6 protein-coding genes and 1 pseudogene are annotated in these 13465 nt (G+C 70.6%); 6 read left to right on the top strand and 1 reads right to left on the bottom strand.

All coding sequences use genetic code 11. From position 1 onward, the window contains the following. Nucleotides 1-112: 112 nt before the first annotated feature. Together ACIA6C_RS05880 and ACIA6C_RS05875 are read left to right on the top strand one after the other, a co-directional pair. On the top strand, nucleotides 113-7315 hold the full coding sequence (locus ACIA6C_RS05880) for an RHS repeat-associated core domain-containing protein (protein WP_399273174.1): 7203 nt from the start codon (nucleotides 113-115) through the stop codon (nucleotides 7313-7315). A gap of 107 nt (nucleotides 7316-7422) precedes the next feature. Beyond that, entirely contained in the window at nucleotides 7423-8031 is a 609-nt protein-coding gene (locus ACIA6C_RS05875; RefSeq protein WP_399273172.1) for a hypothetical protein, read from the top strand. A 106-nt stretch (nucleotides 8032-8137) separates the two neighbouring features. Here ACIA6C_RS05875 and ACIA6C_RS05870 read toward each other — a convergent pair whose 3' ends face one another. Next, nucleotides 8138-8956, bottom strand: a complete 819-nt coding sequence (locus ACIA6C_RS05870; RefSeq protein ID WP_399273170.1) for a GNAT family N-acetyltransferase — start codon at nucleotides 8954-8956, stop codon at nucleotides 8138-8140. A gap of 54 nt (nucleotides 8957-9010) precedes the next feature. On the opposite strand from ACIA6C_RS05870, the pseudogene ACIA6C_RS05865 reads away from it, so the two are divergent. The 4 genes and pseudogenes from ACIA6C_RS05865 to ACIA6C_RS05850 form a co-directional block, all read left to right on the top strand. Beyond that, nucleotides 9011-9400, top strand: a pseudogene (locus ACIA6C_RS05865) (signal peptidase I); the annotation flags it as partial. Between the two features lie 277 nt (nucleotides 9401-9677). After that, nucleotides 9678-11951, top strand: a complete 2274-nt coding sequence (locus ACIA6C_RS05860; protein WP_399273168.1) for an MMPL family transporter — start codon at nucleotides 9678-9680, stop codon at nucleotides 11949-11951. Between the two features lie 95 nt (nucleotides 11952-12046). After that, on the top strand, nucleotides 12047-12601 hold the full coding sequence (locus ACIA6C_RS05855; RefSeq protein ID WP_399273166.1) for a GNAT family N-acetyltransferase: 555 nt from the start codon (nucleotides 12047-12049) through the stop codon (nucleotides 12599-12601). 103 nt (nucleotides 12602-12704) lie between these two features. Next, nucleotides 12705-13346 (top strand): hypothetical protein, encoded by a 642-nt coding sequence (locus ACIA6C_RS05850; RefSeq protein WP_399273164.1) that lies wholly within the window; start codon nucleotides 12705-12707, stop codon nucleotides 13344-13346. Nucleotides 13347-13465: the final 119 nt, after the last annotated feature.

Below are 13465 nucleotides of genomic sequence, written 5' to 3'. Positions count from 1 at the left end.
GACGTGCTCATGCAAGTTGGGGGCCTTGGTCGGGCTCCTCGCTGTTACGTTCTGGGGCGTTGCCCGAATAGCGTGTACATTTGTCCACGCGCGATTTATCACGGAAGCCAATTTGCGAAATCGTAATTGGTACGGTAGGGGTACGCGTCTCAGACGCGCGTGGCGCTGGCCCGTTCCCGTCCTCGCCGTCACCCTGCTCGCCACGAGTCTCACGTCAGCGCCGGCGTCCGCCGCCAACGGTTCCAAGCCGCCGGAACTCCAGCGCCTCACCAAGGTCGGCGGCAAGCCCGTCACGGGCAAACCCGCCCCCGGCAAAGCCGAATCACAGCTCAAGAAGTGGGTCGCGCCGCCCAAGGTGGCCGTACCTGCTGCGGGTTCGGCCGAGGTGGACCTGCCGGCCACCCCGCCCGTCCCCTCCGGTGCCCGGTCCAAGCTGCTGACGGCTCCCGCCGCAGGCCCGGTCGTGCCGGAGAGAGCCGGGGTCAAAGCCGGTGCACTGCCGGTCCGCGTCGCCGTCGATCCGACGGCCCGGCCGCAGAACCGCAGCAACCCCGAGGCGGCCCGCTCGCTCGCGTCCGGGGCGCCAGAGGCCGCCGGTGACGTCAGGGTCAAGGTCGACCTGCACGACCGCGCCGCGGCCGGCCGGGCCGGCGTTCCCAACGGCCTGCTGCTCTCCGTCCGGCGGACCGACACCCGGGCCGGTGACGCCCCGGTCTCGGTCCAACTCGACTACGACACCTTCAAGAACGCCTACGGCGGCAGTTGGGGCTCGCGCCTTCGGTTCACGGCGCTCCCTGCCTGTGCGCTGACCACTCCGGAGCGCGCGGAGTGCCGTACCGGCACTCCCGTCACTGCGAAGAACGACGCGCGGACGGGCACCCTCACCGCGACCGTCGACACACCGGCGCCCGCTGACATCCCTGCGGCGCCCGGAGCCTTCGCGATGCCGGCCGCCCCGTCCGGCGCCGCGCAGCGGATGGCACCCCTCACGTCTGCCGGCGCCACTGTGCTCGCCGCTGCGCCGAGCGCTGACGGTGCCAACGGCACGTTCACGGCCACCTCGCTCAGCCCGAGCAGCACCTGGCAGGCCGGCGGCTCCGCCGGGGACTTCTCCTGGTCCTACCCGCTGGACACCCCGGCCTCCCTCGGCGGGCCGAGCCCGTCGCTCTCGCTCGGATATTCCAGCGCGCAGATCGACGGCCGCACCTCCGCCTCCTCGCAGCAGACCTCCTGGGTCGGCGACGGCTGGGATCTCGGCTCGAACTTCATCGAGCGCTCGTACCTCCCGTGCAGCCAGGACAAGAAGGAAGGCTCGGGGTTCAACAACCCCAAGGACGACACCGGCGACCTCTGCCACAGTGTCTCCGCCGTCACGATGTCCCTCAACGGCGGCTCCACCGCACTGGTACGGGACGACAAGACGGGCCAGTGGCGTCCGGCGCAGGACGACGGCTCCCGCGTCGAGCTCCTCGCGGGGGCCGACAACGGGGACAAGAAGGGCGAGTACTGGCGGGTCACCACCGCCCAGGGCATCCAGTTCCACTTCGGCCTCAACAAGGTACCGGGCTGGACGTCGGGCAAGCCCGTCACCAACTCCGCGCTGCTGGTGCCGGTCTACGGCAACCACCCCGGCGAGGACTGCTTCAAGCCCGGCGACTTCGCCGGTTCGGTCTGTGACGAGGCCTACCGCTGGAACCTCGACTACGTCGTGGACCCGCGCGGCAACGCGATGACCTATTGGTACAACAAGGAGGTCAACCACTACGGGTCGAACTACAAGATCGCCGGTGGTTCGACCAACCGCGCCTATGACCGCGGTGGGTGGCTCGACCACATCTCCTACGGCCTGCGCAGTGACAACCTCTTCGCCAACGCCCCGGCCCAGGTGGACTTCACCGTCGCCGAGCGCTGCCTGACGACGAAGGACTTCGACTGCGCCGAGGGCAAGCTCAAGCCGGAGGTGGACTGGAACATCGCGAAGATGTGGCCGGACACCCCGGGAGACCAGTTGTGCGCGGCCAAGGAGGAGTGCAAGGCCAGGTTCACGCCGACCTTCTTCTCCCGCAAGAGGCTGACCGAGGTCACCACCAAGGTCTGGAACGGCACGGCCCACCAGCCGGTGGACACCTGGAAGCTGACCCAGGACTTCCCGCAGACCGGTGACGGCACCGACTACCCGATGTGGCTCGCCGCCATCGAGCACACCGGCAAGAACGGTACGCCGATCACCCTCCCGCCGGTCACCTTCCGGGGCAAGCAGCTCCCGAACCGCGTGGACGGCATGGGTGACGGCAAGCCGCCGTACCTGCGCTACCGCATCGAGGCGATCGACACCGAGACCGGTTCGACCGTCAACGTGCACTACCGCGATCCGGAGTGCCGGGCCGCGGAACCCCGGGTGATCCCCGCCTCCCCGGAGTCGAACACCCTGCGCTGCTACCCGGTCATCAACGAGATACCGGACCCGAACGACCCCAAGCGGGAGAAGAAGCTCTACGTCACGGACTGGTTCCACAAGCACGTGGTCGACCAGGTGTCGGAGGAGGACCGCAACGGCAACTCCCCGACCCGGGTCACCGAGTACCAGTACCTGGGTACGCCGGCGTGGGCGTACGACGACGAGACAGAAGCCATGCGGCCCCACACGCGCACGTGGTCGCAGTGGCGCGGCTACGAGCGCGTCCGGACGCTGATCGGTGCCGCCCCGGACAAGCGCTCGCAGACCGAGACGCTGTACTTCCGGGGTCTCGACGGCGACCGCGCCGCCCCGTCGGGCGGCAAGCGGTCAGTGAAGGTCAAGGACTCCGAGGGCAAGGAGATCGCCGACCACCGGCTGTTCGCGGGGCAGACCCGCGAGGTCCTCGCCTACAACGGCGAGGGTGGCGGGCTGGAAGCGGCCACCACCTACACGCCGTGGCTCTACGGTCCCACGGCGAGCCGGGCCCGCGAGGGCATCGAGCCGATGGAGGCATACGTCCGGGGCACGACGAACGTGTCGTCCCGGATCCTGCTGTCCGACGGCCGCGGCTGGCGCCGTACCTCGCAGGACTCGGTCTTCGACCGGCGCGGACTCGTCCAGTCCGTCTCGGACCTCGGCGACGTCTCCGACCCGAAGGACGACAGCTGCACCCGCTTCGAGTACGACTCGGACGAGGCGCAGTGGATCATCGGCCGGCAGAGGCGGATCGAGACGACCGGCACGTCCTGTGACGTGAAGGACGTCAAGCGCCCCGAGGACGTCGTGTCCGACGCGCGCATCTTCTACGACGGCGTCGGCAACGTGACCCGGACGGAGTCGCTGTCCGGCTACTCCAACGGCCGGCCCGTCTACACGTCGGACGGTTCGGTCACCTTCGACGCGTACGGACGCCCGAAGACCACCACCGACGTGTTCGGCAAGGTCACCAAGATCGACTACACCCCCGCGGCGGGGCAGATCGTCACCAAGGTCGTCACCACCAACTCCCTCGGCCACACGGAAACGGTCGAGAGCGACCTCGGCCGCGGCTCCGTCCTGTCCAAGCGGGACACCAACGGCCGTGGCACCGCCATGCGGTACGACGCCCTCGGCCGCCTGTCCAAAGCCTGGTCGCCGGACCGTGATCCGTCCACCAAGTCGCCGGACGCCGAGTTCGCCTACGACGTACGTCCCGACGGTCCCGTGGTCATCACGACCAAGAGCCTGCTCGACGACGGCACGTACCGCAGCAGCTACGAAATCTTCGACAGCAGCCTGCGGATCCGCCAGACCCAGATGGAGGCGCTCGGCGGCGGCCGGGTGATCAGCGACACCTTCTACAACAGCCTGGGCCAGGTGTGGAAGTCCAACGGCGCCTACTACACCGGCGGCACCGCCTCCGGTGTCCAGTGGGCCCCGAAGGACAACGAGGTCTCGGCCTCCACCCTCACGGAGTACGACGGCTCAGGCCGGCCGGTCGCCCAGATCTCCCGCAAGTTCGGCGAGGAGACGTCGCGCACCACCACCCGGTACGGCGGCGACAGCATCACCGTCGACCCGCCGAAGGGCGAGACGCCGACCCAGGCCTTCCTCGACGGCCAGGGGCGCAAGACGGAACTGCGCTTCTTCCGCTCGGACTCTCCCACCGGTGCCTACGACACCACCCGGTACACGTACGAACGCCGGGGCCAGTTGGAGAAGGTCGTCAACGAGGCCGGGGACACCTGGTCGTTCGAGTACGACATCCGCGGCCGCCAGACCAAGGTGACGGACCCTGAGAAGGGGACGGTCACCAAGGCCTACGGCAAGGGCGACCGGCTGGAGTCGACGACCGACTCGCGCGGCCGGACGATCGCGTACGAGTACGACGTCCTGGGCCGGACCACCGCGACCCACGAGGGATCGCTCACCGGACCCAAGCTCACCGACGCGGTGTACGACACCCTGCCGGGAGCCGTGGGCCTGCCCGTCTCCGCGACCCGCTATGTCAACGGCAACGCCTACACGCAGGCCGTGACCGGCTACGACGCCGAGTACCGGCCGACCGGCACCTCGGTGACCATTCCGAAGTCCGAAGGCGCCCTCGCCGGCACCTACGACTTCTCCGCCGGCTACCGCCCCAACACGGGCCTGTCGGCCTGGTCACAGCAGCCGGCCGTGGCCGGTCTTCCGGCCGAACGCACGACGCTGGCCTACAACCACTTCGAACTCCCCACCGTCATGGGCATCGCGGGGAAGACGTTCGTGGGCAAGGTCGACTACTCGCCCATGGGTGACGTGCTGCGCACGGAATCGGGTCCGGCCGGATCGCAGCTGTACACGAGCAACTTCTACGACGAGCAGACCCGCCGCCTCACCCGGACAGTCAACGACCGCGAAAAGGCGCCGGGCCGGATCAACGACACGTCGTACGACTACGACACGGTCGGCAACATCCTCAAGATCACCGACAAGGAGGGGCCGGAGGCCTCCGCCACCACGGACACGCAGTGCTTCGTCTACGACTACCTCCAGCGGATGAGCGAGGCGTGGACGGCCACCGACGACTGCGCGGCCCAGCCGGGTGCGAGCGGTCCCGGCTCCCGGCCGAAGGTCGGCGGCCCCAACCCGTACTGGTCCTCGTACAGCTTCGATGCGGCCGGCAACCGGACCAAGGAGGTCCAGCACGCACCGGCGGGCGACCTGACCAAGGACGTCGTCCGCACTTACGGTTACGGCACCCCCGGAAAGGCCGGGGCGAACCGGCTCGGCAAGGTGGACACCACCGGGCCCGGTGGTGCGCGTACCGAGTCGTACGGCTACGACGAGGCCGGAAACACCACGTCACGCACCGTCCAGGGGAACACCCAGGTCCTCGAGTGGGACAGCGAGGGCTCCCTCACCAAGGTGACGGAGGGCGGCAAGACCACCGAGTTCCTCTACGGACCCGGCGGCGACCGGCTGATCAAGCGCGACCCCACGGGCAGCACGCTGTACCTGCCGGGCACCGAGGTCAAGCTCACCACCTCCGGCGCCCTGGAGGGAACCCGCTACTACTCCCACCCGGCCGGTCCGACGATGGTGCGCACCGCAAAAGCCGGTGTGCTCTCCACGTCGTACCTGCTGAGCGACAACAACGGCACCTCGACGACCGCCGTCGACGCCGCGACGCAGGACGTCACCCGGCGCAAGTTCACGCCGTTCGGCGAGGCACGTGGCACGGCTCCTTCGGTGTGGCCCGGCAAGAAGGGCTTCGTCGGGGGAGAGATGGACGAGTCCACGGGCCTGGTGCACCTGGGCGCCCGTGAGTACGACCCCACCACCGGACGGTTCCTGTCGGTCGACCCCGTGGTCGACTTCAACGAACCCAAGCAGCAGAACCCGTACGCCTACGCGAACAACTCGCCGGTCACCTTCAGCGACCCCGGCGGTCAGTCCATCGCGCCTCCCGTGATGCCCATCAAGGACTTCTCGGACGCCGAACTGGCATGGGCGAACTGGGCGAACGGGCGCAGCGCACTGGACGTCGCGCTGGACGTGGCCCTCGGTATCCTCAAGGACGCCTCCGGTTACAACGACATCCGCGACTGCCTCGGCGGCGACTGGGGCGCCTGCGCCGGCCTCGCCTTCGAAGCGGCGCTTCCCTTCGCGGGCAAGGCCAAGCGCATCCTCAAGGCCCTCGACCGTGCCTGGGACGCGTTCAACGGCTGGATGAGCAAGCTGAGGCTGGCGCGGGACATCATCTCCCGGGCCCAGCGCTACCAGCAGGCGATGGCCAAGTACGCCGAAGACCTGGCCGAGTGGAAACGGCAGATAGAGGAAGCCGCCGAACGGGCCAGGAAACTCGAAGAGGAAGCGGCAGCCGCGCGAAGAGCCGCGCAGGAGGCGGCGGCCGCAGCGGCCAAGAAGGCCGACGAAGCCGCGGCCACCGCGGCCCGGCAGGCAAAGGAAGCCGCTTCCAGGGCGAAGAAGGCGGACAAGGCCGGAAAGTCCTCCAAGGCCGCCGAGCCCAAGAAGGCGGCGAAGAAGGAGCCCGAGAAGGGCGAGACCTGTAACAGCTTCGTTCCCGGCACGCAGGTCCTGCTCGCGGACGGCTCCACCAAGCCGATCGAGGACGTGGCGATCGGCGACGAGGTGGTCTCCGAGGACACCGAGGCCGGCACCACCTCCGTGGAACCCGTCGTCGCCCGCATCATCGGCGAGGGCAGCAAGAACCTGGTCGAGGTCACCGTCGACATCGACGGCGACCGGGGCGGTGCCTCGGAGAAGATCACCGCGACGGACGGTCACCCCTTCTGGATCCCGGCCTTGGGCGAATGGCTCACGGCAGGGGAACTGAAGGCGGGGGAGTGGCTCCAGACCTCTTCGGGGACCTGGGTCCAGATCACCGGGACCAAGACGTGGACCGAGCACAAGCGGGTCCACAACCTGACCGTCGCCACCCACCACACCTACTACGCGCTGGCGGGTGCCACACCGCTCCTCGTCCACAACTGCGACGGCAAGGAAAGCAAGTGGACACCGGACGAGAACTACTCGCCCGAGGCCATAGAGAAGCGCAGCGAACAGTGGAAGGCACAGGAAGGCCTCACCAAGAGGCACGACCGGCTCGCCCGTACCGTTGCGTCGAACCCGAACTACCCCCAGCGGATATCCAACAGGCGGCTCGACTTCTGGCGCAACGAAGGAAACGTCGACGGCTGGGCCGACTGGAAGGACTCGCCGATCTTCGACATGACGGGTCCGGGTCTGGGTGAACACAACCAGATCCGCGTGATGGTCCATCACACGACCGGTGAGATCGCGTGGTTCCCGCTCAAGAAGAACGGTGAGCACAATTACAACAAGCCGCAGTTCTACAAGTACGCCAAGCGCTAGCCATCCGTAGCAGGTAGCTGGTGCCACCACCGGCACAAGAGGGCGGGTCGTCGCTTGCGGCGGCCCGCCGCTCGTGCAGTGGGGGAAGGACAAGTGAGGAAGACATCGTGAACGGTCTGCATCCGGATCTCGTGGGGAAGCTGGCGGCCGCGGGCTTCGGGTTCGTGGAGGTCGTGGACACCAGGGACGATCTCGTCCCGGTGCTCGTCGCCCGTTATGTCACGCAGTTGTACCCGGAGGACGGACGTGAGGACATCAACATCCGCCACGACGTCCCCGACCTGGGCGCGGCGATCAATACGGAGTGGGAGCGGCTCGCCGCCGAGTGCGGCCTGTTCTCCGTGACGGCCGACGGCCGACGCGAATTCCTCGTCGGCATCGACACCGCCGTCGACGTGCCGGACGAGACGGAATTCGAAGCGCACCGCTGGGTACGGGTGACGATGGCCGATGAATGGGACATCGCCGGCGCCGGATGCGAAAGCGGGATCCTCGGAGTCGGCCGGAACAATCCGACCTTCGTGATGGCTTCGCTGAACGGCGACGTGGTGATGATCTCCGGATACTGGCAGATCGGCATCGGCATCGGGTACGCCCCCCGCCCGGAGCGGATCGCGGAGCTCAGGGAACAGGCGAGGCGCGTCGCGTCGTACACGCACATGGAGCGGGCCCAGCGTGACTGGGCCGAACGCTGGCTCGCCGCACTGGAATCCTGACGCGGCGCGCGGGCGGGAGGGCGCGCGGAGGTGCGCCGCCCGCGGAGGCGGCCGGCTCGTGTGCGGGCGCGCCGCGCGCCCGTACCCGAAGCCGCGCGCCGCCGCGTCAGCCCTGCCAGACGTACGGCACCGTCGTCCCCAGTACCCGGAAGCCGAGGCGCTCCAGGATCGGGCGGCTGTCGGCCGAGGCGTCGACCTGGAGGTAGGGGATGCCGCGCTGCGCCGCCAGGCGGGCCCGGTGGGCGATCAGGAGGCGGTAGATGCCGCGGCCGCGCCACTCGGGAGCCGTACCGCCGCCCCACAGGCCCGCGAAGGAGCAGCCCGGGAGCATCTCCATCCGGGCCGAGCTGACCGGGGTGGCGCCCGCCATGGCGACCACGGCCTCGATGGTCTGCGGCCGCTCCCGCAGCAGGTCGAGGACCTGCTCGCGGATGCGCGGGCGCTCGACGCCGAAGGCGAGGGCGTGGGCCTCCATCATCAGGTCCACCCCCGCCTCGTCCTCCACCACCCGCAGGGTGATCCCCTCCGGCGGCTCCAGCGGCAGCCCGGCCAGATCGGCCGTGCGGGCCACCAGCAGCGTCTCGGGCGGCTCCGGCACGAAGCCCGCCGCGCGCAGCCGCTCCGCCAAATCGGCGGGGGAGTCGTAGTCGTACAGCTTCCACTCGAACTCCGCGGGCTGCCCGGGCTCCGCGGCCCGCCCGAAGTGCGCGACCTGCGCGGCGATCTCCGCGTCCGCGTTCCCCTCGTCCAGCTCCGACCAGAGGACGCCGTTCCAGCCGAGCAGCCCGGGCACCGTCTGCCGGACGATGGCGCCCACCCGCTCGACCCGCGCCAGGGCCGAGTCGGACCGGGCGCCTCGGCGCATCTGCGCGTCGTACAGGGCGCGCACCTTCGAAAGGTCGTCAAAATTCACCGCAGTCGTCATCCGGCCAGCCCACCACCCGCCGACGGTCGCGCACAACTGCATTAGCCTCGCCCCGTGAACGACCACTCGACGCCCTCCGTTCCCGCCCCGGCCGTCTACACCGGCAAGGCCGCCCCCGACGCCGCCGCCGACCGCGGCTGGCTCCTCGGGCACTTCAAGGCGCCCGGCGATCCCCGCCACAGCGACGACGTGGAGATCAAGTGGGGCGTCCACCCCAAGGGGGACGAGCGGGCGCAGTGGGTGACCGGAGAGGAACGCACCGCGCTCCAGGTGCTGATCAGCGGGCGGTTCCGGCTGGAGTTCCCCGGCCGCAGCGTCGTCCTCGCCGAACAGGGCGACTACGTCGTATGGGGTCGCGGCGTCGACCACTCCTGGTACGCGGAGGAGGACACGGTCGTCCTCACGGTCCGCTGGCCCTCGGTCCCCGGATACCGGGCCGATGCACCGTCGGCCGGCCTGCCGCGGGAGACGGCCCCGGACCCGGCCCCGGACCCCGATCCGGTCCCGGCTCCCTGTGACGATGCGCACGAAACGGACCAACGATCACGAACCGCTGTGATCCTTGAGGGTGGACTGTAGGGCACCGGTGCACGTGTACGCCCAGGCGTAGGCGAAACCCGGAACCGGCGGAACCCAGACTTCGGCCGGGCCTTCACACGTTCAGGCGTTCTTTGCGACGGGCCGTCTCCCGTGAAGATCCGAACCTCAGGGAGCACGTCCGTTGGCAGCAATCGCACGGTGGTGCGTCCGGCACCGCCTGGCCACCGTCCTGATCTGGCTACTCGCCCTCGCCGGGACGGGGGTCGCCGCCGGAGCCGCCGGATCGGCGTTCTCCAACGACTACGAGGTCCCCGGAACAGAGTCCGGCCGGGCCGCCACCCTCCTGCGCGAGGGCTTCCACGGCCAGGGCGGTGACACCGACACCATCGTCTGGCGCGCCCCCGGCCACCAGACGGCCCGAACCCCCTCCGTCGAACAGCGGATGACGCGGGCGCTGGAGGCGGTGTCGCGCCTGCCCGGCGTCGGGTCGGTCGCCGGACCCTACGGTTCCCACCCCGGGCAGGCCGCCCGGATCAGCCCCGACGGGCGCACCGCCTACGCCGTCGTCACCTTCGACCTGCCGGCCGACTCCGTACCCAAGGCCCAGGCCGAGGCCGTCGTCCGCGCGGCCAAGAACCCGGTCACACAGGCGGACGGCCTCCAGGTGGAACTCGGGGGCCGGGCCATCGCCCTGACCCGGACGCCCAGCACCCACTACGCCGAAGCCGTCGGCGTGGGCATCGCGGCCGTCGTCCTCTACCTCGCCTTCGGCTCCCTCGCCGCCAGTCTGCTGCCCATCGCCACCGCCCTGGTCGGCGTGGGCACCGCCTACTTCGCGACCACCCTCCTCGGGCACGCCCTGCCCGTCGCCGACTTCGCCCCGATGCTGGGCACGCTCGTGGGTCTCGGGGTCGGCATCGACTACGCGCTGTTCATCGTCACCCGCCACCGCAAGGGCCTCGGCCGCGGCCTGCCCGTCGAGGAGGCGGCCGTGCAGGCGGTCGCCACCACCGGCCGGGCCGTGGTCTTCGCCGGGGCCACCGTCTGCATCGCCCTGCTCGGCATGCTGGTGCTGCGGCTCGGCTTCCTCGACGGAGTCGCGATCGCGGCCTCCCTCACCGTCATCCTCACCGTGGCCGCGTCGGTCACGCTGCTCCCCGCCCTCCTGTCGGTCATCGGCACGCGCGCCCTCTCGCGCCGCGAGCGCCGCAGGCTGGCGAAGGAGGGGCCGCGGCCCGAGGCACCCGCCGGTTTCGCCGCCCGGTGGTCCGCCTTCGTCGAACGGCACTTCAAGCTGCTCGGACTCGTCGCCGCCGCCGTGATGGCGGTACTGGCGCTGCCCACCGCCTCCCTGCACCTCGGCACCTCCGACCAGGGCAACGACCCGGCCGCCTCCACCACCCGCAAGGCCTACGACCTGCTGGCGGGGAGCCCCGCGCGGGAAGCGGCGCCGCCGTCGCCGGCCGCTGGCTTCGGTCCGGGGACGAACGGCCCGCTCACCGTCGTCGCCCGGCTCGACGGCGCCGGCGACCGGATCGCCGTGGACCGGCTCGCCGACGCGCTGCGCACCGCGAAGGGCGTGGCCTCCGCCGCCCCGCCCGTGTTCAACCGGAGCGGCGACACCGCCGTCCTGACCGTCGTACCGGACTCCGCGCCCCAGTCCCGAACCACCAGCGACCTGGTCGACACGCTGCGCCGGGACGTCGTACCGCGCGCCGCGCGGGGCAGTTCGATGGAGGTCCACGTCGGTGGGGTGACCGCCTCCTTCGACGACTTCGCCGAGGTGATCATCGGGAAGCTACCGCTGTTCGTCGGGGTGGTGGTCGCCCTGGGCTGCGTGCTCCTGTTGCTGGCCTTCCGCTCCGTCGGGATCCCGGCCAAGGCCGCCGCCATGAACGTCGCGGCCGTCGCCTCCTCCTTCGGCGTCGTCGTCTGCGTCTTCCAGTGGGGGTGGGGCAGTGAGCTGCTGGGCCTGGGCCGCGCGGGCCCGATCGAGCCGTTCCTCCCCGTGATCATGGTGTCGGTGCTCTTCGGGCTGTCCATGGACTACCAGGTCTTCCTGGTGAGCCGGATGTACGAGGAGTGGCTGGCGACCGGCGACAACCGCCGCGCCGTACGCGTGGGACTGGCGGAGACCAGCCGGGTGATCAACTCGGCGGCCGTGATCATGATCTCCGTCTTCCTGGCGTTCGTCCTCAGCGGCGACCGGCTCATCGCGATGTTCGGGATCGCCCTCGCGTCCGCCGTCGCGCTCGACGCCTTCCTCCTGCGCACGCTGCTGGTGCCCGCGCTCATGCACATGCTCGGCGGCGCCAACTGGTGGCTGCCCGCGTGGCTGGACCGCCGGCTGCCGCGCATCAGCATCGAGCCGCCCGAATCCCACGGCCGTGCGACACTTCCGGCGCAGCGGGGCGGTGCCGGCACCCCCTCCGCCACCGCCACCGCGTCCCGGTGATCCCGGGCCGACCGACGCGAGCGCCCCGACCGACGCGAGCGACCCGACCGACGTGACCGATCCGTCCGATCCGACCGATCCGAAGGAAGAGCCTGATGTTCTCGATAGACCTCGCCGCCGACGCCCAGCTGTTCCCGCTGGAGATCTGGCACGCCGAGGAGTTCCTCGCGCACATGGACCGCGGCCGCGAGTTCATCGGTGAGCACATCCGGCTCGCCGACTTCGTCACGGACGTCGACTCGGCCCGCGCCTTCCTGTCCGGCTACGCGCAGAAGACGGCCGCCGACGGCGGACGGCTGTATGGGATCCGGGTCGACGGGAAGCTCGTCGGCGGGGTCCTCTTCCGGATCTTCGAGGCGGATACGGGGAACTGCGAGGTCGGCTGCTGGCTTGAGCCGGCCGCCGCCGGCCGGGGCCTGGTCACCGCGGCCTGCCGGATCCTCATCGACTGGGCCTTCCGGGAGCGCGGCATGCACCGCGTGGAGTGGCGTGCCTCCTCCGCCAACCACAAGAGCCTCGCGGCGGCCGAGCGCCTCGGGATGCGGCGGGAGGCGGTGCTGCGGGAGAGCTACCCGCACCGGGGCGTCCGCCAGGACACCGAGATCTGGGCGGTGTTGGCCTCGGAGTGGCCGCAAACCGCCGGACGGTAGCCGGGCCCGCCGCGGGCGCGTGCCCCGACCCGCGGCCCACCTGGGCCGATGCGGCGGGGAGGTTCTCAGGAACCTCTCAGAAACGCCGCCTACGGTGCCCCGCATGGAGACCACCAAGACCCCCGCACCCGCCGACACCGCCACCGAGACCCCCGAGGGCGTGACGGCGGCCGACACCACAGCCGGCGAGCCCGTCGTCCTGGACAAGGACGTCGCCGCCGAGGCGGATGAGGCGGACGCGGTGGACGAGACCGACGCGAACGACGAGACCGACGGGATCGACGGGTTCGACGAGGCGGACGGGACCGACGGCACGGACGCCTCCGAGGAACGCACCGGCGGCGTCGGAGCCGCCGCCGGCGCCATCGCCGCCGCCGCGCTCGCCACCGTCGCCCTCTCCGGCAGCTGGGTCTCCCGCGTCGCCGCCGAGCGCGAGAACCTGGTGAACCAGCTCGACCTGAGCGCCGGGGCGGACAACAACGAGAAGATCGCCGCGCTCTACAGCTCCCCCTGGCACGCCACCGCGCTCGCCAACGGCGTCCTCGCCACCCTCGCGCTCCTCGTGGCCGTCTTCGTTCTGGCCCGCCCGGCGTTCGGCACCCCCGGCCGCACCCTGCCGACCTGGGTCCGGTCCGTCGCCTGGGCGGCCGTCGCCCTCGCCGCCATCGGGATCGTGATCTTCGCGCTCATGTACTTCGACGTCCTCCTCCCCGTCCCGACGGCCCCCGCCCAGCCCGCCGGCTAGGCAACCGCCTTAGCTCCCCCCACCCCTCCCGCACCCCGCCTCAGGCATCCGCGGGCCCTGCCTAAGGCACCCCGGCCCGTACAGATGCGGCATGCGCCCGATGCGGCGGTACCCCCTGG

It is taken from the genome of Streptomyces sp. NPDC051578, assembly GCF_044454045.1.
Taxonomy (GTDB): domain Bacteria; phylum Actinomycetota; class Actinomycetes; order Streptomycetales; family Streptomycetaceae; genus Streptomyces.
This window is presented reverse-complemented; position numbering and strand designations above follow the sequence as displayed.

Excerpts from the sequence above, each read along its gene's own strand:
- ACIA6C_RS05850 (WP_399273164.1), top strand. The coding sequence starts at position 12,705 with ATGGAGACCACCAAGACCCCCGCACCCGCCGACACCGCCACCGAGACC.
- ACIA6C_RS05870 (WP_399273170.1), bottom strand. The coding sequence starts at position 8,956 with ATGACGACTGCGGTGAATTTTGACGACCTTTCGAAGGTGCGCGCCCTG.
- ACIA6C_RS05855 (WP_399273166.1), top strand. The coding sequence starts at position 12,047 with ATGTTCTCGATAGACCTCGCCGCCGACGCCCAGCTGTTCCCGCTGGAG.